An 18,117-nucleotide genomic window follows, 5' to 3' on the forward strand; every position below is an offset into this window, starting at 1 on the left:
GACTAATAGTCCTTCTTGTAATTCGCCGACACGCTCTGGGCGCCGGTTTCCTCCAGCGTCGATTCCACGGTGATGTGGTCCGAGACCTCATAGGTCACGCTGACCGAATTGCCCGCATCGCCGAGGCCTTGTGTCGCCGAAACATAGACATCATCAGAGACATATTTGCCCACGGTCAGCGTGCCGCCGCCAGTTTCTGCATCCTCGCCGAATGACAGGGTGTCCAGACCGGCGGACCGGCGCAGGGAATTGGTGATACCGCCACCACCGAACGGACCGGTCGCCGTCAGGGTCGCAACGGACTGGGCGATTTGCAGGGACTCATAGGCCGTAAGCTGGCCCGGGTCCTTGCCGAACAGGATTAGGGACATGATGTCTTCCTGCGGCAGGGTCGGGGTCGAGGTTAGGCGGATCGTCGGTGACTCGGCTGAGCCGGTAACACGGATCGTCGCCGTAACATCGCCGCGCGCCGCCGTCTCGGCTTCATAGCTGGCGGATAGGTCGAGGCGCGGTGTCAGGCCGTTCGGCTCGTTGAAGATGATATCGCCATTGGTGATCTCGAAGCGACGGCCAGCGAATTCAAACACGCCATCGACATTCTCGATCTGGCCATTGAGCACCGGAGACGTCGCCGTGCCGGTGACATCTAGGTCGGCCTGCCATTCGCTCTGCAGGCCGCGACCGCTGATGTAAATCTGGTTGTCCGCAGAGATGGTCAGGTCGAGAGAGACGGTGACAGGCGTCGGTGCTTCGACTTCCTCGCGTTCCGGTCTGACGGGGTCGTTGTTCTCGTCGACCCTGACGACCGTGACGGGCGTATAGCTCTTGCGTGATGGCGTCTCCGGGATGATCGCATCGAAATTCTGTATATCGATGTTCCCGGCGAGCAGCATGTCGCGCGCCGTACCGCTGAGGTCGAGATTACTGGAGACGGTAACCGACAGGTCGGAGGATTCGATCAGCGTCGCCCGGTTCAGCGCCAGCGTGCCCTCGACGCTGGAGCCGGCCTCGCCAGCGACATCGCCGAACAGGAGGTCGCCTGAAAGGTCGAAGGCATTGGCCCGGCCGGTCGCATCGCTGGCCGTCACGGTGAAGGACCCGGTCGATCCGCCTGCGTCGTAGGAGAAAGTCAGGTTGCCATTCATGTCGTTGAGAACGGCACCGGAGCGCGGCTCCTCGAAGCGGCCATCGACGAGGCGAGCGCTGCCGGTGATCGCGGGCTGATCAACCGTGCCGGAAATGTCGATCTCGGAGACAAGCTGACCGGTCAGGAAATTTTCGTCCATGGGCACGAAGGCGACGATATTCTCGATCCCGGCGTCATAGACGAAGCGGCCATTGATGGCGCCGTCGCCAGTGGAGACCGAAAGGCTTTCGCCCCGCACCAGCGCGACCGGAATGGAGAGATTGAGTTCGCCGGGGAAGTCGTTGCTGGCATCTCGCAGGCGGGCACGCAGGGCAAGCGTTTCGCCGTTCCATTCGCCGCGCGCCGTCAGGCGATGCAGTTCGTCATTCTGGTCCTGCACTTCGCCGGACAGGGTGACGGTACCGGGTACGGCCTCGTCCGTATCGAGATCGATCTCGAAGGTCAGCGGCGATTGCAGCCCGGGAATGCGCACGGCGGAGCCTGATGCGTCGAGTACCCATCGGTTCGGGCCGTATTGGCCGGCGACGATGAACTCGCTGCGGTCGAAACTGTCGATCCTTGTCTCGGCGAAGGTGACGACGCCATCGGCATAGGCAACGCGCGTGGGGGCGAGAAGGCGGATGGTCTCGTCCGGCGTGCCTGCTCCGGTGCGGGCGACGAAACTGGCTATGTCAGCGGCAAAGCCTTCCTCCGTCTGGCCGATCGTGGCCTCGCTTGTCAGGCTGGTGACGAGATAGTCATTGGGCAGGATCACGTTCTGAGCGGTCAGGTTCACATCGGCGTTCTGAGCCGTGCCTCGCACCGACAACTCCAGTGCTTCGAGGCTGGCATCGGTCGTCCGGAAATTGCTGGCGGTAATGTCGGCGCTTACGGTCCGTGTCTCGCCTTGCATTGCCGTATCGAAGGTCAGGTTCGCGGTACCGGAGACAGTGCGCTCGGCACTGACGGCAACATCGCCCGCTGTTTCCAGTTGCAGCGTGCCTGTTGCCGCCATGGTTTCAGGGTTGACCCGGGCGTCACCGGCGACGGTCAGAAAAGACGAAGAAAACGAGATGTCCCGCGCGACGATATCGTCAGACTGCAGCGTATCAAGGATGACCCGCCCGGTATAGGAATTGTCTGCCGACTGCAGGCGCAGACTGCCATCGGGCCGCCCGGGCAGGCCATTGAAACTGGCTTCCAATACACCTGCAGCAAATGCCTGGTCGGACAGCGACCCGGCGGCATAGTCACTGGTAAGCTCCAGCGCCAGATTGTCGAGTGGACCGTTGACTGAGAACCTGTTGCGCAGGGGGCCATCAAAGCTGACAGCGTCGGTGAAGATTGCGACGATGCGCGGCGCGACACTGAGGGAGCCGGAGGAGGAGACGCGCTCTGCATCCATGTCATAGTCTGCACTGCCACTGAGGACTATACCGGCATTACCACGCTGCTGGCCTGAATAGAGATCGATATTCTGTGCCCGTACACGAGCTTGCCCATAGGTGATATTGGCGCTGGCATTCAGGCCGCGCGGGAAAAGCTCGTTTAGGGTTTCGTCATCGATGGGCAATTGCGCCATGCTGACGGAGATATCGCCTGTCAGCGTCTCTTCAGCATAATCGAGATCGGTAAAGGCGATCTGGCCTGCCGGTGTCTGCAGCGTGCCCGTTGCGGCGACATCGCCATCGCTGTCATAGGTGACTTGCCCGGCCAGCACGTTCTGGCCGGCTATGGTGCTGGCGCCTATCGTCTGTGCATAGGTGCTGGCGAGGTCCAGCGTCAGCTCGACATTTCCATTGTCGATGGTGCCATCGTCGCCGATGCCGGTCACTTCGCCCGACAGCGTGCCGAAGGCACCCTCTATCGTCTGCATCCTGACAGTGCGGCGGCCCATACTGGTGGTCACAGCGAGGTCGAGGATCAGCGTGTCGCCTGCTGCCTCGCTGGCCGCTTCCGGCCATTGCGTACCGGGGGACACGCTGCCTGTCAGGGACAGGCTGTCGCGAGAGGAAAGGTCGCCGGTAAACTCCAGCTCTGCAGTGCCATAGGCGGCGGCATCGGCGCTCAACGTACCCGCCCATTTGTTCAAGGGGCCCTTGCCGGTCAGGGCAATATCCACCGGACCGCGAGCATCGAGGTAGTGATTGACGAGGCCGCTCTCGGAGGACTTCGCCGTCAGGTCGACGGTCAGGATACGGCGCTGGGTCTTCACCAGTGCGCGGATCAGGTCGTCATTGTCGCCTGTCGTGACGGTGAGGTCGGAGGAGAGGCGGTTATCGGCGGTAGAGAAGCGCCCTTCCGCACGGATCGTGCGGGCATCGCCCGCGATACCGTCTGCAAGCCGCAACGGTGAAATGGAGATGCGCTCGATGTCGATCCACGGCAGTTCCTGCGGCAGGGAGAAGGGCTCGTCTTCCGTCTCTTCCTCCGGGGCCGGACGTTCGGGGGGCAGGGCGTAGAGGTCGGCATCCTGCAGGGTAAACTCGCGGATCAGTACCTTGCGGTTCATCAGGGCGAACGGGTTCCACACCATGACGGCGCGGTCGGCCTCGAACCACACTTCGCCATCGGCACTGAGGGTGATGTCATTGATGGCGATGCGGCCCGGCAGGCCGTTTTCAAGCTCGCCGATGGTCAGCTCGCTCTGCAACTGGTCACGGACGACCTGCTGGGCAACGCTTTCCGCGCGTGTCTTGAGGAAGTCGCGCCCCGGCGGCGTGTGCACGAAATAGAGCCACGTGACGATCACTGCGCCAATGATCAAGGCACCAATGATCAGGACTATGTTGAAGGCAAGCCGCATCAGAAGGGCTGCCCCAGCGCGATATAGAACTGGACTGCGTCATCGCTATCCCGAGGGTTCAGGGGCGTGGCGAGATCGACGCGCAACGGACCAATGGGCGTCAGGTAACGCGCGCCGATACCGGCACCCCACAGCACTTCCTCTGAAAAGTCGGGCACTTCGCTGTCCGACACCGTGCCGCCATCAAGGAAGACGGCAAGCTGGATCTTCTCGCGGAGATTATATCGCGCCTCGGTGTTGACCTCGATGATGGAGGCCCCGCCGAGCGGGTTGCCTTCGGCATCAAGCGGACCGGCCTCCTGATAGGCAAAGCCGCGTACGGAGCCGCCGCCACCGGCATAGAAACGCTCCGTTGCCGGAATGTCATTGGTATCGACACCGAAGCTGGAGCCGACGAGGCCGCGAATGGCGAGTGTATACTGGTTTTCATCACCCAGCGTCGTCCTGGTTGCGCCGGTCAGTGTGCCGCGCAGGAAATTGACGTCGCCGACATAGGGCGTCAGGCCGATGCCGGCGCGGAAGCCGCGCGTCGGGTTCAGCAGATCATTGTCGCTGTTCCACGAAAGCGAAAACGGGATTTTGGCGAAGGTGAACGTATCCGCCTCGAACTCATCGGTCGTCGACAGGCGCGCGCGGGCATCCTCGACCTCGGAATAGACGATGCCGAGCCCGCCGGAGGCTTCCAGCTTTTCAGCGAACCATGTCTTGCTCAGGGAAGACGACAGTTCCAGCGTCTGCGCGTCGAACGCATCGGTGATGTCGTTGGTGAAGGAGATCGCGCTCTCGAACCGGCCGGGCAGGGTCGGCAATGGCTTGCCAAAGGTCAGGCCGACAATCTGTTCGGGGCTGGAAAGTTTTGCCTGCGCCGTCAGGGTCTCGCCCCGGCGCATGAGATTGCGGTTCTGCCAGTACAGGCTGACACCCGGTCCGACATCTGTAGCGTAGGAGACACCGGCACCGACGGTGCGGTGGTCACGTTCCGTCACCGTCACGATCAGGTCGGTGCGGCCATCAGGCTGCGTCTGCCCCGGCTCGACAGTGATCTGCTGGAACAGGCCGGTCTTGCCCAGTTTCTCGCGATAGTCGACGACCTCGTCGCGATTATAGAGCGTGCCTTCTTCCCATGGTGCATAGGCAGCAATGAAAGTCTCACGCGTACGATCCGTCTCCTGAACGATCGCCTCGCCGAAATAAGCTTCCGGACCGGTGGTGATCTCGAATACGGCAACGGCGTTGCCGGTGTCGAAATTCGCCTCCACGAAATGCCGGTTTGCCCGGGCGGCGGGGTAGCCGTTTTGCTGCAGCCAGGTGAGAAACTGGTTTTCGAGCCGTACCAGCGCCTCGCCGCTCGGGTCGTTTTCGGTTTTCACATCTGCTTCGGAGAAGGTCTGAGGTCGGTCGGCGGCAATCTCGTCCTGATAGGATATGCGGTAATCGGTGATGTTGAAGCGTGGGCCGCGGTCGATCTCGAACGTGATCAGTGCACGGTCATCGCTGCGAACGACTTTAGGCACGATGGAAGCGGCGTAATAGCCCTTGGAGGTTAGCGCCTCCAGCATGCGGTCGGCATCATCCTGCGCGGTGCGGCGGATGGCGGCGAGGCTGGTGTAATTGCGGTCTGTTTCTACGAGGTTCGACAGGGCGCGCAGCTCGTTGCGCAAGCTCTGACTGGTCAGCCCTTCGATCGTCACGTCGCGCTCGAAGTCTATTGCCCATGCAGATGTGCAAAATGGCGCGGCGGCGAGGGCCGCTGCAACGAACGCACAGGTCGCGAGCCGGGATATCCGGCGGGATCGTCTGGTCTGGCCCAACTTCAAAAACACGCTGATAACTGTAAAGAATTCTTATCCATATTTAGGGCGCCCTGATTAATATCACATGAAAAGCGCAAGGCCCCCTAAAGTTCCGTAATCTATGGGCTTTCCAGCAATTACAGTGCCAACTGCACCATTGTTTTGACACCCCCCATGCAGGGGATAAGTTGGGTCCATACCCCGGGAAAGAAGGTGTGAGTATGGATTTGAAATTCAGCGACAGGGAAGAAGCGTTCAGGCAGGAGGTGAAAGCTTTCCTTGATGAGGCCTGGCCAGCGGAAAAACGCGGCGGCAAGACCGACTTCACCCGGGAAAATTACCTCGGTTGGCACCGCAAGCTGCATGCGCGTGGGTGGATTGCGCCAGCGTGGCCGGAAGAATATGGCGGTACGGGCTGGACGCCAACCCAGCGCTATATTTTCGACAAGGAATGCGCCGCCGCCGATGCCTTCCCGATCCTGCCGTTCAACATCTCCATGGTCGGCCCGGTGATCTACACCTTCGGTTCCGATGAGCAGAAAGAGCGCTTCCTGCCGCCGACCCTGTCGGGCGATATCTGGTGGTGCCAGGGCTATTCCGAACCGGGGGCCGGGTCCGATCTTGCCTCCCTGCGCACCAAAGCCGTGCGCGACGGCGACGATTACATCGTAAACGGGTCGAAGACCTGGACGACGCTGGCCCAGCATGCCGACTGGATATTCTGTCTGGTACGGACCGACCCCAACGCCGAAAAGAAACAGCAGGGGATTTCCTTCCTGCTCGTAGACATGAAGTCGCCGGGCATCACCGTGCGTCCCATCATCACCCTTGGCGGCGACCATGAGGTCAACGAGGTGTTCTTCGAGAATGTCCGTGTGCCGGCAGAAAATCTCATAGGGCAAGAGAACCAGGGTTGGACCTATGCCAAGTTCCTGCTGACCCATGAGCGCTCCAATATTGCCGGCGTTCACCAATCATGGCGGGCGCTCGACCGGCTGAAGAAGATCGCAGCTGACAAGGACCTCTATGGCGATGCCCCGAGCCTGATGGAGGATGGTGATTTCGTCCGCCGGATTGCCGAGACGGAAATCGACCTGACGGCGCTCGAGTTTACCGAATTGCGGGCACTGGCACGGGAAGAATCCGGTGGCGGCATGGGGCCGGAAAGCTCCCTGCTGAAAATCCGCGGTACGGAGATCCAGCAGCGCATCTCGCACATGTTTCTCGATGCGGCGGGCAATTACGGCCTGCCGTTCCAGCGCGAGCTTGGCCATAATGAAGCAACGGAAGGCCCGGACTTCGCAGTCGAAACCGCGGCGCGCTATTTCAACATGCGTAAGACAACGATCTATGGCGGCACCAATGAAATCCAGCGCAACATCATCGCCAAGATGATTTTGGGCCTTTAGGAGCGACACTGATGAATTTCGATCTGACAGAAGAACAGGACATGATCCGGGAGTCGCTCTCCCGCTTCCTGCGTGACCGCTATGATTTCGAGGCGCGGGGCAAGATTATCAAGTCGGAAAAGGGCTGGAGCCCCGAGGTGTGGGGGCAGCTGGCAGAGCTTGGCCTGATGGCCGTGCCGTTCGCAGAAGTGCATGGCGGGCTCGATGGCGGGCCGACCGACATCATGGTGGTGATGGAGGAACTGGGCCGGGCACTGGTGGTCGAGCCCTACCTGCCGACCGTGGTGCTGGCAGGGTCTATCCTGCAGGCGGTTGGCGGCGCGGTGGCAGAAGAACTAATCCCGCAGATCGCCGGTGGCGAACTGGTCATGGGGCTTGCCTATGCCGAGCCGCGCAGTCGCTATGACCTGTTCCATGTTGAAACGACCGCCGAAAAGTCGGGCGATGGCTATACGCTGACAGGCCACAAATCGGTCGTGCTCGCCGCGCCACTGGCGGGCAGGTTAATTGTTTCGGCCCGCACGAGCGGCGGGACGCGAGGCCGGGATGGCATCAGCCTGTTCCTGATCGATCCGCAGGCGGACGGCGTGACGGTGAAGGATTATAGCACTATCGACGGCTTTGCCGCTGGCGATGTCATCCTCGACAAGGCGCCAGCGACGCTGATCGGGGCCGAAGGCGAGGGGCTGGCCTTGCTGGAAATGGCTGTCGATCGCGGCATCATCGCCTGTGCAGCGGAGATGACCGGCCTTGCCAGGCGCATGACCGAGCTGACGGTGGACTATACCCGCCAGCGCGAGCAGTTCGGCGTGCCGCTGTCAAAGCAGCAGGTCCTGCAGCATGCCATGGCCGACATGTTCATGGCGGGCGAGGAGATGAAGTCCATGGCCGTGCGCGCCACGGCACTCGCCGATGCCGACCCCGCCGAGAGGGCAAAGGCCGCTGCCATGGCCAAGGTCTTCATTGGCAAGACCGGCAAGTTCGTCGGCGAGACAGCGGTGCAGCTGCATGGCGGTATGGGCATTACGGAGGAAATGGCTATTGGCCATTACTTCATGCATGCGACCATGCTCGACACACTGTTCGGCAATCGCGACTATCACCAGCGCCGGTATGAAGCGCTGACCGGCCTGAGGAAGGATGCAGCATGAAAACCGTCAGCCGCGACGCGCTTCAAGAAATGATCGGTGGCGAGGTGGGTGTCTCCGACTGGTTCACCATCGACCAGCAGACGATCAACCGGTTCGCCGATGTCACCCATGACCATCAGTTCATCCATGTCGATGAGGAAGCGGCGGCAAAGACGCCCTTCGGCGGCACGGTCGCCCATGGGTTCCTGACCCTGTCCATGCTGTCGCATCTGGCGGCGACGGCGGGCATGCCGGTGCTGGAAGACCTCGTCATGGGCATCAATTACGGTTTCGACAAGGTGCGCTTCGTCCAGCCGGTGCGGGCGGGCAAGCGCGTGCGCGGACGGTTCGTTCTGGGCGCGGTGGAGGAGGGCAGCCATGGCCGCTTCACCCTGAAATTCGCGGTCACGGTCGAGATCGAGGGTGAGGAGAAGCCCGCCCTTGCCGCCGAATGGCTGACCATGCAAGTGGTGCAGCAACAGTAACAGACGGAGTGACGAGACGATGACGGATGAAATCAGGTTCGACGGCCAGGTCGCAATCGTTACCGGCGCCGGTGGCGGGCTCGGCAGGTCACACGCGCTCGAGCTTGCCAGGCGCGGCGCGAAGGTCGTCGTCAACGATCTCGGCGGCGCGCGTGACGGCACCGGAGCCTCCAGCGATGCGGCGCTGAAGGTCGTCGAGGAAATCCGCGCTGCAGGCGGCGAGGCCATAGCCAATGGCGCGAATGTGACGAAGCGCGACGAGGTCGAGAAGATGGTCGCCGATGCCCTGAATGAATGGGGCCGCGTGGATATCCTGATCAACAATGCCGGTATCCTGCGCGACAAGACCTTCGCCAAGATGGACATGGAGGATTTCGAGCTGGTGCTCGATGTCCATGTCACCGGCAGCGCCAATTGCGCCAAGGCCGTCTGGCCTGTCATGCGCGAACAGAACTATGGCCGTATCCTGATGACCTCCTCGCCCTCCGGCCTCTACGGCATTTTCGGGCAGGCAAATTATGGTGCAGCGAAGGCGGCGCTGATTGGTTTCATGAACGCGCTGCATCTGGAAGGGGCGAAATACAACATCCATGTCAATGCACTCGCCCCGACGGCGGCAACACGGATGACGGAGGATCTGGGAATCCCCGATCAGGTCTTCGAGCAAATGAAGCCGGAGGCAGTGACCGCCGGGGTCATCTGGCTGGTCAGCGCCAACGGGCCGTCCAAGGCGATCTTGTCCTGCGCCGCCGGCGGGTTCGCCCGCGCTTATATGGCGGAGACGGACGGTATCTACCTGCCGCCGGGCGAGCTGTCACCAGAGGCTGTTGCCGAGCACTGGAATGCCATTTCCGATACATCGAACATCAATTTCTATCAGGACTCTAACGGGCCGAACATGAACTTCCTCGGGAAGATCGCGGCCCACCAGAAAAAATCAGGAGATTAATCATGAGAGAAGCCGTCATCGTTTCGACCGCCCGCACGCCCATCGGCCGCGCCTATCGCGGGGCGTTCAACAACACCCCGTCGCCGACGCTCGGCGGCCACGCGATCAAGCATGCCGTGGAGCGCGCAAAGATCGATGGCGCGGAGGTGGATGACGTGATCCTCGGCGCAGCAATGCAGCAGGGCTATCAGGCCAACAACATCGCCCGCAACGCGCTGTTGCGCGCCGGGCTGCCGGTGACCGTTGCAGGCATGTCGATCGACCGTCAGTGTGCGTCCGGCATGATGGCGATCGCGACGGCGGCAAAGCAGGTCATCACCGACAACATGCAAATCGTCGTTGGCGGCGGCGTTGAGTCGATCTCGCTGGTGCAGACGCCGGAGTTCCGCATCCAGGCCGACAAGTCGCTCGTGGAGATGCACCCGAAGGCCTATATCTCCATGATCGAAACGGCGGAAATCGTCTCCACCCGCTATGGCATTTCCCGCGAGGCGCAGGACGAATACGCCCTGCAGTCGCAGGAGCGAACTGCTGCAGCGCAGGCTGTGGGCAAGTTCGATGACGAGATCGTGCCGTTGCCTTCCAAAATGATGGTCAAGGACAAGGAGACCGGCAACATCTCCGAAAAGGAAGTCACGCTGGCAAAGGACGAGGGCAATCGTCCGGAGACGACGCTTGAGGGCTTGTCAGGCTTGAAGCCGGTGATGGGCGAGGATGCCTTCATTACTGCCGGGAACGCCAGCCAGCTCTCCGATGGCGCGTCGGCCGCTGTCGTGATGGAAGCCAAGGAAGCAGAGAAGCGCGGGCTGACGCCGCTCGGGCTTTATCGCGGCATCGCCGTTGCCGGGCTGGAGCCGGACGAGATGGGCATCGGCCCGATCTATGCGATCCCGAAACTCCTCAAGGCACATAACCTCTCCATGGACGATATCGGCCTGTGGGAGCTGAACGAGGCGTTTGCCGTGCAGGTTATCTATTGCCGCGACAAGCTGGGAATTCCCAACGACTTGCTCAACGTCAATGGCGGCGCGATCTCCGTCGGCCACCCCTATGGCATGTCGGGTGCACGCATGGTCGGCCACGCCCTGATCGAAGGCAAGCGGCGCGGCGCGAAATATGTCGTGTGCACCATGTGTGTCGGCGGCGGCATGGGTGCTGCCGGTCTTTTTGAAGTCGCATAACTGTCGAGGTAGTCTGGATGCCCAATATCATCTCGCGCCGCGATCTCGATTTCCTGCTCTATGAGATGCTGGATGCCGAAAGCCTGACGCAAAAACCGCTCTATGCGGAGCATTCGCGCGAGGTCTTCGACCAGATCATGGAGACGGCTGAAAAGCTGGGGGAGAATGTCTTCCAGCCGATCGCGGCGCTGACCGACCGGGAAGAGCCGGTCTTCAACAATGGCCGCACCATCCTGCCGGAGGAAACGAAGGAAGCGCTTGACGCCTATGTCGAGGCCGGTTTCCCGGCCATGAGCTTTCCGGAAGACCTCGGCGGGCTGCAGCTGCCTTACCTGATCTCCCAGGGCGTCGGCGCGACCATGGGCGCGGCCAATGGCAATGTTTCCGGCTACATGATGCTGACGGGCGCTGCCGCGCGGCTGATCATAGCCCATGGGTCAGACGAACAGATCGCGCGGTTCGCAACGCCGATGATCGAGGGCCGATGGTTCGGTACCATGTGCCTGTCCGAGCCGCAGGCGGGGTCATCGCTCGCCGATATCCGTACGAAAGCCGAGCGGCGCGAGGACGGGACTTACAAGATTACCGGCAACAAGATGTGGATTTCCGGCGGCGAGCATGACCTGTCGGAAAACATCGTCCACATGGTGCTGGCCAAGGTGCCGGGCGGCCCGGCGGGCGTAAAGGGTATCTCGCTCTACATCGTGCCGAAATTCATTCCCGATGCGGATGGAAACCCGGGCGAGCGCAATGATGTCGTGCTCGCCGGGCTCAACCACAAGATGGGCAATCGCGCCACCGTCAACACCGTGCTGAATTTTGGTGACAAGGGCGGCGCGACAGGCTGGCTCGTCGGCGAGGAGGGCATGGGGCTCGCCGCCATGTTCCACATGATGAACGAGGCGCGCATCGCCGTCGGCCTCGGCGCGGCATCGACCGCCTATACCGGCTATCTCCACGCGTTGGCCTATGCGAAGGACCGCAAGCAGGGCAGGGCGCTGGACGACAAGAACCCGGAAAATCCGATGGTGCCGATCATCGAGCATGCGGACGTGAAGCGCATGCTGCTGCAGCAAAAGGCCTATGCCGAGGGCGCCGTTGCTCTGTGCCTGACCGGCGCGCGCATGATCGATGATGAGAAGACGGCAGAGGATGAAGCCGAGAAGGCGCACCTCAACCTGCTGCTGGAACTGCTGACACCGGTAATGAAGTCCTGGCCGTCGGAGTTCGGCCCACGCGCCAATGACCAGGCGATCCAGGTGCATGGCGGCTATGGCTATACCCGCGATTACCCGGTCGAACGTCTGTACCGGGACAATCGTCTCAACCCGATCCATGAGGGCACGAAGGGTATTCAGGGCTTGGACCTGCTGGGTCGCAAGGTGGTGATGAAGGAAGGCGCGGCGATGAAGGCGCTCGACGCCGAAATCCGCAAGACGCTGGATGAGGCAAGCGGGCTGGAGGCTGTCGCGGCCCATGCCGATACGCTGAAAGCCTATTGGGAAAAGCTTGCCGCCACGACAATGCAGATGGCGGGGCAGGCGGCCAAGGCCGGGCCGAAGGCCTATCTCGCCAACGCCACGATCTATCTCGATGCCTTCGGGCATGTGGTTGTCGCTTGGATCTGGCTGCGTCAGGCGATTGTCGCGGCGCGGGCGATGGAGGCGGGCACGGGCGAGCAGAACTTCTACCGCGGCAAGCTGCAGGCCTGCCGCTATTTCTTCGCCTACGAATTGCCCTCGGTCACGCCGATGCTGGAGCTTTTGGCGACGCTGGATACGACATGCATGGAGATGGATGAGGCGTGGTTTTAGGTTTGCACCTTCATTCAAGCGCCGAGGCGATTTGAAACGTCGTGTACGTCACTTGTCAGCCAATGCCTGTAAGGCAGAATCTGCCTTACAGGCTTGGTGAGCAATTGTCTTCCCTGACTTTATCTGTCAAGGACGCGGGCGAGGCCCGCGCCGCGGAGCGGTTGCATCCTTGACAGATAAAGTCAGGGGAGGCACCCGCCGCAATTCTTTCAAGGCGCATCCAATCCACGCAGGCGCGCCGTGCGCAGTGCCGCCAGGTCCTTGCTCCCTGTACAGAAACACGCCGTGCGCAGTTGTTCGCCGAGCACGGTGAAATGTTCGACGATTTTCTCCGGGTCCTGAAGGGCGGGCGCGAGCGCCGGGGCGGCCTGGCCCGCCAGTGTCGCGCCGAGGCGGATTGCCATCGCTGCTTCTATGCCGTCGCGAATGCCGCCGGAGGCGATCAGCGTTGCGTCGGGTGCGACCATAGCCGCCTCGACCAGCGCTTCCGCCGTTGGGATGCCCCAGTTGCGGAAGGCAGCGCCGACCTGCGCCTTGATCGAGGCGTGCCTGTCGTCTTCCTTGACCCGTGCCGCCTCGACCCGGGCCCAGTTGGTGCCGCCGGCCCCGGCGACGTCGATGATCGACACGCCTGCATCGGCCAGCTGCCTCGCGACGCGGCCGTTGATGCCAAAGCCGACTTCCTTCACCGCAACGGTGATGCCGGATTTTGCGATTGCCTCGATGGCGGACAGCACGCCGGTCCAGTCCGTGTCGCCGCCGGTCTGCACCGCCTCCTGCAGCGGGTTCAGATGGATGAACACGGCATCAGCGCCGATCATGTCGGCGGCGCGGGCGGCAAGGTCCGGCCCGTCGGCGCCCCTGATCTGGGCCGCACCGAGATTGGCGATCAGCGGGATCGCGCCGGCCAAGTCTCTCAGCGTCTTGCCAAGCCCGCCAGCGCCTTCATTTTCCAGTGCCACGCGCTGGGAGCCGACGGCGAAGGCGATCTTCAGCTCCGCCGCCGCCTCGGCCAGGTTGCGGTTGATTTGCTCGGCCTTGTCCGGTCCGCCAGTCATGGAAGAAATGAGAAATGGCAGGGCGAGAGTGCGGCCGAGAAAAAGCGTTTCCAGCGAGACATCGTCCAGCGCCAGTTCCGGCAGGGCGACATGATCGAATCGATATTTCTCGAACCCCGTCGTGACATCCGGAAAGCCGACATCCCGGTTGAGGACGATGTCGATATGGTCCTGTTTTCGCGACTGAATTTCACTCACGGCGCTGCGGCGCTCCTGTCTGCCAGATCTTTAAAGAGCCTTGCACCAATGGCGTTGCCAATCAATCCGTTGTTCGCGTATCGTGGGGCTATTGGGTGAGGGGGTGCAGGCTCCCGGAGAGGTATCATGGCTTTCGCGCCGGAACATCACGGTCTGACAGAAGCGGATTTCGCCCGCCTGAAGAGCGTGACCGAGACGCGGCTTGCCGATCTGGTGCCGGATCAGGGTGGGCCTGCCCGTGCGGCGCGTCACTCGCTGCTTTCCCCGGCAAAGCGCCTGCGCGCGATCATGACCATGCTGGCGGCGCGCCAGTGCGGCGGGCTGGAGGAAGATGCCCTCGATGCCGCTTGTGCGGTGGAAATGGTGCATACGGCCTCGCTCATTTTCGATGACCTGCCGGCGATGGACGACGCGGCGCTCAGGCGCGGTGTGCCGTCGACCCATGTCGCTTTCGGCGAAGACGTGGCGATCCTGGCCGGGATCGGGCTGATGAACGGCGCGTTCGGGGTCATCGCGCGGGATGGCCAGCTCAGCAATGGCCAGAAGACGCGGCTGGTCGACATTCTCAGCGCCTCCATCGGTTGGGCCGGGCTCGTCAACGGCCAGGCGCTCGATCTCGAACAGGAAATGAGCCAGCCCATGTCGGCCGGCGCGCGCAAGGCTGCGACCCTCGATGAATTGCATCACTGCAAGACCGGCGCCCTGTTCGTTGCCGCCGTCCTGTCCGGTGCGGAATGCGCGGGCGCCGATGAGCGCACCGCCGATCATCTCTGCGCCTATGCCCGTTCCATCGGGCTTGCCTATCAGGCGTTCGACGATGTGCTCGACCAGATCGTCGACGATGCGGAAGCCGGCAAGTCAACGAGCCGCGATGCTGGCAAACTGACCAGCGTCAGCCTGCATGGTCTCGACCGTGCCCGCACCATGGCCGAGCAGCATATCGAGGATGCCATCGGCCATGCCCGCCGCGCCGGTGGCGGCGATGCGCCACTCGCCGATCTCGCTGACTTCATCAGCCGCAAGTTCGACGAGAAATTCGCCCGCACCGCGGCGGAATAGACAGGCTTTCATGACGTCCACGACAGACCTGCCCCTTACCGTCAGCGGCGTTCATCATCATTATCGCGGCCAGAAGACCTTGAACGGTATCGACCTGACCCTGCAGTCTGGCGAGGTGCTCGCCCTGCTGGGCCCCAATGGCGCGGGCAAGACGACGCTGATCCGCACCATCGCCGGACGGCTGGCGCCGAGACAGGGCAGCGTTTCCGTTCTTGGTAATGATCCGTGCCGGGAGCAAAAGGCGCGGGGCCATATCGGTCTCGTGCCCCAGCACCTGGCGCTCTATGACAATCTGACGGCGCGGGAGAATCTCGAAGTGTTCGGCCAGCTGTTCGGGCTGTCCGGTAGTGAGGCCAAGGCGAGGGCCGATGACCTGCTCAGCCTTACGGAGCTGCGCGACAAAGCGAGTGCCCGCGTGGGGCGATTGTCCGGCGGCATGCGGCGGCGGCTGAATATCGCGGCGGCAGTGATGCATCGCCCGGCGCTTCTCTTGCTCGATGAGCCTTCCGTCGGTGTCGATGTGAAGGCGCTGGAAGGCGTCGTCGCGCTGATCCGTCGCCTGCGCGAAGAGGGCTATGCCATCCTGATGACGACCCATGACATGGCGCTCGCCGAAGCCGTGTGCGACCGCGTGGGCATCCTGAAGGCTGGCACCATGATTGCCGAAGGCTCGCTTGACGTTCTGAAGGTGCAGCATTTCGGGCGCAGCCGTATTGTCGAGGCGCGGTTCGCTGAGCCGATAGAACCGGGGAGTGCTGACGCGCTGGAACAACTCGGGCTTGAGCCAGTACCGGAGGATCAAAGTCGCTGGCACGGATTGAGCGAGACAAGCGAAGATATCCTCAACAGGCTGATGATGCTGCAGGACGTGCCGCCGGTCAGCGCCGTTTCGGTGCGGGAGCCGGGCCTTGCCGATGTTTACCGGCACGTGACCCATGAACCAGTTGCCGAAAAGGCTATTGCCTGATGCGTCTCGCCGTTATCCGTACCCTTTTCCTGAACCTGCTCCGTGACCGCAGCGCGCTCGCCATGGCGTTCATCCTGCCGCCGATTTTCTTTGCAGTCTTTGCGTCGATCTTTGCCAACACCACCAGCGGCGATTTGACGGTAAAGACGGCGATTGCCGTGCCGGACACGCAGATGGGCCGCTATTTCGCCAGCGGCATGGGGCGGATAGAAAGTCTTGATATCGTGCTCACCGCGACGACCGAAGATCCGGTTCGCCGGGCGGTGCGTCTGGGCCAGGCCGATGCGGGTCTGATCGTTCGTGTGGGTGAGGATGAGAAGCTTGAGTTCGAGATCGTCTCAGACCCCAGCCGCCGTATTGCAGAGCGCATGCTTGAAGGCGCCGTGGCGGAAATGGCCGGGCGGAATGCACCCCAGACAAGATTGCAGGAAGCGATCGCCTTCCTGCAGGAAGAGGTCATCACCTTTACCCCGGACCAGCAGCGGGCAATCGGCGAGCAGCTGTCGGAACTCGACCCCGCCGATATCGACCTTGGCGACAGCGCCCCGTCGGTGACGATCACGCCGGTGGCGGGGGCGGTGTCGTCGGCCAGCTATTATGCCATTGCCGTCGCCATGCTGTTCGTGTTCCTGTCTTCATTGCAGGGGGCGCTGACGATGATCGAGAGCCGGGAGAGCGGTATTTTCGACCGGCTGGCGGTCAGCCCCGGCGGCCCGGCTGTGGTCGTCGATGGCAGCTTTGCCTTCCTGACGCTGCAGGGGCTGGTGCAGGGCGCAGTCATCTTCGCCCTCGGCTGGCTCGCCTTTGATGTGCCGGCGCTGAGCTATCTCTGGGTGATTTTCGTTATTGTTCTGTGCGGCGCGCTTGCTGCCGCTGGCATCACGCTCGCCATCGTCGCCCTGTGCCAGACACGGCGGCAGGCCCATTCCATCGGCACGATCCTGATCCTGCTGATGGCAGCACTCGGCGGGTCGATGGCGCCGCGCATCCTGATGCCGGAAACCTTCCAGAAGATCGGCGGGCTGACACCGAATGCATGGGGGATCGAAGCGTTTTCGGGCGTGGTCATTCGTGGCGGGGACGTGTCGACCATCCTGCCCTGGTGCGTCGCGCTGGCGCTGACCGGCATTGCCGGGATGCTCGTCGCGCGGCTGGCGGTAAACCGTTACTAGTCAGAGAACCCTGGTCCAGAGGTCGCCGCGTTCGGGTAACGCCCGGCGGCGGTTGAAGCTGGCACCTGCAGCCAGCGTCAGCCCCTTGCCGGCGCACCAGATCTTGCGAGGCTTGGAGGTCGAGGCGCGTCTGTCCCATGCCGCGGGGCCGCGCTGGCGCACCAGCCGGCCGATATCGCGATAGACGGAACGGGCGGCAGCAACGGCGGCGGCGGCGCGCCAGGGCAGGCGGCGCAATCCGTAGCCAGAGGATGCGTAATAGCGGTCTGCTTCCTTCAGCAGGCGGCGGGCGACCTGAGCCAGCATGTCGCGATTGGCCTCATCAAGAATGCCCGCCGGCGTCCCGGGGATGCCCGCGCCCTCCAGCCAATCGGCGGGGACATAGACCCGGCCGATCTTTGCATCGTCGACAATGTCGCGGGCAATATTCGTCAACTGGAAAGCGATGCCCAGATCGGCGGCGCGGTGCAGCGTTTCCTCGTCGTCCGGGTCGACACCCATGATGATCGCCATCATCACGCCGACGACACCCGCGACGTGGTAGCAATAGACGAGCGTATCCTGCAGTGTCGTGTACTGATAATGCGTCGCGTCCATGCGAAACCCTTCGAGCAGGTCGAGGGGGTGCTGGTGCGGCATGTCATGGGCGAGGGCCACCTGCTGGAAGGCGGCGAATTCAACCCCTTCCACCGGTTCGCCATTCAGGGCGGCGATGGTCTGGACCTGAAGATGGGCGAGGCGGGCTTGCATTGCCTCCGGCGTATCGTTCTGTGCCGCCGGGTCACCTTCGAAAAAGCCCAAGTTCTGGCCGTCGATCACATCGTCGCAATGGCGGCACCACGCATAGAGCATGTGCGCATCGCGCTGCATGTCCGGCGTGAAGAGCAGCGAGGCGAGGGCAAAGCTACGCGAGCCCTGTTCTATAGCGTCTCGGCTCTGGTCGGCGAGATTTCGCTCCTGTCCTGCCATT

The 18,117-nt window shown here is 62.4% G+C and carries 13 protein-coding genes; 9 read left to right on the plus strand and 4 right to left on the minus strand.

The window, feature by feature from the left end:
* Positions 1 to 2: 2 nt before the first annotated feature.
* Complete coding sequence (locus FF098_RS02630) at positions 3 to 3,932, minus strand: translocation/assembly module TamB domain-containing protein (RefSeq protein ID WP_155136970.1); 3,930 nt, start codon at positions 3,930 to 3,932, stop codon at positions 3 to 5.
* Positions 3,932 to 5,755, minus strand: a complete 1,824-nt coding sequence (locus FF098_RS02635) for an autotransporter assembly complex protein TamA (protein WP_155136973.1) — start codon at positions 5,753 to 5,755, stop codon at positions 3,932 to 3,934. The genes FF098_RS02630 and FF098_RS02635 overlap by 1 nt, the downstream gene beginning before the upstream one ends.
* Positions 5,756 to 5,946: 191 nt before the next feature.
* Between FF098_RS02635 and FF098_RS02640 the strand changes: the two genes are divergently transcribed.
* Genes FF098_RS02640 through FF098_RS02665 form a run of 6 tightly spaced genes read left to right on the plus strand, consistent with a single transcriptional unit; the run spans position 5,947 to position 12,693 of the window.
* The gene (locus tag FF098_RS02640; protein WP_155136976.1) at positions 5,947 to 7,134 is read left to right on the plus strand and encodes an acyl-CoA dehydrogenase family protein; all 1,188 of its coding nucleotides are present in this window, start codon (positions 5,947 to 5,949) and stop codon (positions 7,132 to 7,134) included.
* A gap of 11 nt (positions 7,135 to 7,145) precedes the next feature.
* On the plus strand, positions 7,146 to 8,285 hold the full coding sequence (locus tag FF098_RS02645; RefSeq protein ID WP_155136980.1) for an acyl-CoA dehydrogenase family protein: 1,140 nt from the start codon (positions 7,146 to 7,148) through the stop codon (positions 8,283 to 8,285).
* On the plus strand, positions 8,282 to 8,749 hold the full coding sequence (locus FF098_RS02650) for a MaoC family dehydratase (RefSeq protein WP_155136983.1): 468 nt from the start codon (positions 8,282 to 8,284) through the stop codon (positions 8,747 to 8,749). Before FF098_RS02645 ends, FF098_RS02650 begins: the two co-directional genes overlap by 4 nt.
* Before the next feature lie 19 nt (positions 8,750 to 8,768).
* Entirely contained in the window at positions 8,769 to 9,698 is a 930-nt protein-coding gene (locus FF098_RS02655; RefSeq protein ID WP_155136986.1) for an SDR family oxidoreductase, read from the plus strand.
* Between the two features lie 2 nt (positions 9,699 to 9,700).
* Positions 9,701 to 10,879, plus strand: a complete 1,179-nt coding sequence (locus FF098_RS02660) for an acetyl-CoA C-acyltransferase (protein WP_155136989.1) — start codon at positions 9,701 to 9,703, stop codon at positions 10,877 to 10,879.
* A gap of 17 nt (positions 10,880 to 10,896) precedes the next feature.
* A complete protein-coding gene (locus FF098_RS02665) occupies positions 10,897 to 12,693 on the plus strand; it encodes an acyl-CoA dehydrogenase (protein WP_155136992.1) in 1,797 nt (598 codons plus the stop codon).
* A 209-nt stretch (positions 12,694 to 12,902) separates the two neighbouring features.
* On the opposite strand, the gene fni is transcribed toward FF098_RS02665, so the two are convergent.
* Complete coding sequence (gene fni, locus FF098_RS02670) at positions 12,903 to 13,949, minus strand: type 2 isopentenyl-diphosphate Delta-isomerase (RefSeq protein ID WP_166426281.1); 1,047 nt, start codon at positions 13,947 to 13,949, stop codon at positions 12,903 to 12,905.
* 126 nt (positions 13,950 to 14,075) lie between these two features.
* Here fni and FF098_RS02675 point away from each other — a divergent pair, with 126 nt between their 5' ends.
* Genes FF098_RS02675 through FF098_RS02685 form a run of 3 tightly spaced genes read left to right on the plus strand, consistent with a single transcriptional unit; the run spans position 14,076 to position 17,147 of the window.
* Positions 14,076 to 15,008: a polyprenyl synthetase family protein gene (locus FF098_RS02675; protein ID WP_155136995.1), complete on the plus strand. Its 933-nt coding sequence runs from the start codon at positions 14,076 to 14,078 to the stop codon at positions 15,006 to 15,008.
* 10 nt (positions 15,009 to 15,018) lie between these two features.
* On the plus strand, positions 15,019 to 15,975 hold the full coding sequence (locus FF098_RS02680; RefSeq protein WP_166426282.1) for an ABC transporter ATP-binding protein: 957 nt from the start codon (positions 15,019 to 15,021) through the stop codon (positions 15,973 to 15,975).
* Positions 15,975 to 17,147: an ABC transporter permease gene (locus FF098_RS02685; RefSeq protein WP_155137001.1), complete on the plus strand. Its 1,173-nt coding sequence runs from the start codon at positions 15,975 to 15,977 to the stop codon at positions 17,145 to 17,147. Before FF098_RS02680 ends, FF098_RS02685 begins: the two co-directional genes overlap by 1 nt.
* On the opposite strand, the gene FF098_RS02690 is transcribed toward FF098_RS02685, so the two are convergent.
* Positions 17,148 to 18,116 carry a phytoene/squalene synthase family protein gene (locus tag FF098_RS02690; RefSeq protein WP_155137004.1) on the minus strand — a complete coding sequence of 323 codons (969 nt, stop codon included), beginning with the start codon at positions 18,114 to 18,116 and terminating at the stop codon, positions 17,148 to 17,150.
* Position 18,117 lies beyond the last annotated feature (1 nt).

The sequence above is a fragment of the Aquisalinus luteolus genome (genome assembly GCF_009712425.2).
Taxonomy (GTDB): Bacteria; Pseudomonadota; Alphaproteobacteria; order Caulobacterales; family Parvularculaceae; genus Aquisalinus; species Aquisalinus luteolus.

Coding starts and splice junctions, on each gene's coding strand:
- FF098_RS02630 (WP_155136970.1), bottom strand. CDS start 3,932: ATGCGGCTTGCCTTCAACATAGTCCTGATCATTGGTGCCTTGATCATT.
- FF098_RS02640 (WP_155136976.1), top strand. CDS start 5,947: ATGGATTTGAAATTCAGCGACAGGGAAGAAGCGTTCAGGCAGGAGGTG.
- FF098_RS02665 (WP_155136992.1), top strand. CDS start 10,897: ATGCCCAATATCATCTCGCGCCGCGATCTCGATTTCCTGCTCTATGAG.
- FF098_RS02680 (WP_166426282.1), top strand. CDS start 15,019: ATGACGTCCACGACAGACCTGCCCCTTACCGTCAGCGGCGTTCATCAT.
- FF098_RS02655 (WP_155136986.1), top strand. CDS start 8,769: ATGACGGATGAAATCAGGTTCGACGGCCAGGTCGCAATCGTTACCGGC.
- FF098_RS02690 (WP_155137004.1), bottom strand. CDS start 18,116: ATGGCAGGACAGGAGCGAAATCTCGCCGACCAGAGCCGAGACGCTATA.
- FF098_RS02645 (WP_155136980.1), top strand. CDS start 7,146: ATGAATTTCGATCTGACAGAAGAACAGGACATGATCCGGGAGTCGCTC.
- FF098_RS02650 (WP_155136983.1), top strand. CDS start 8,282: ATGAAAACCGTCAGCCGCGACGCGCTTCAAGAAATGATCGGTGGCGAG.
- FF098_RS02660 (WP_155136989.1), top strand. CDS start 9,701: ATGAGAGAAGCCGTCATCGTTTCGACCGCCCGCACGCCCATCGGCCGC.
- FF098_RS02675 (WP_155136995.1), top strand. CDS start 14,076: ATGGCTTTCGCGCCGGAACATCACGGTCTGACAGAAGCGGATTTCGCC.
- FF098_RS02685 (WP_155137001.1), top strand. CDS start 15,975: ATGCGTCTCGCCGTTATCCGTACCCTTTTCCTGAACCTGCTCCGTGAC.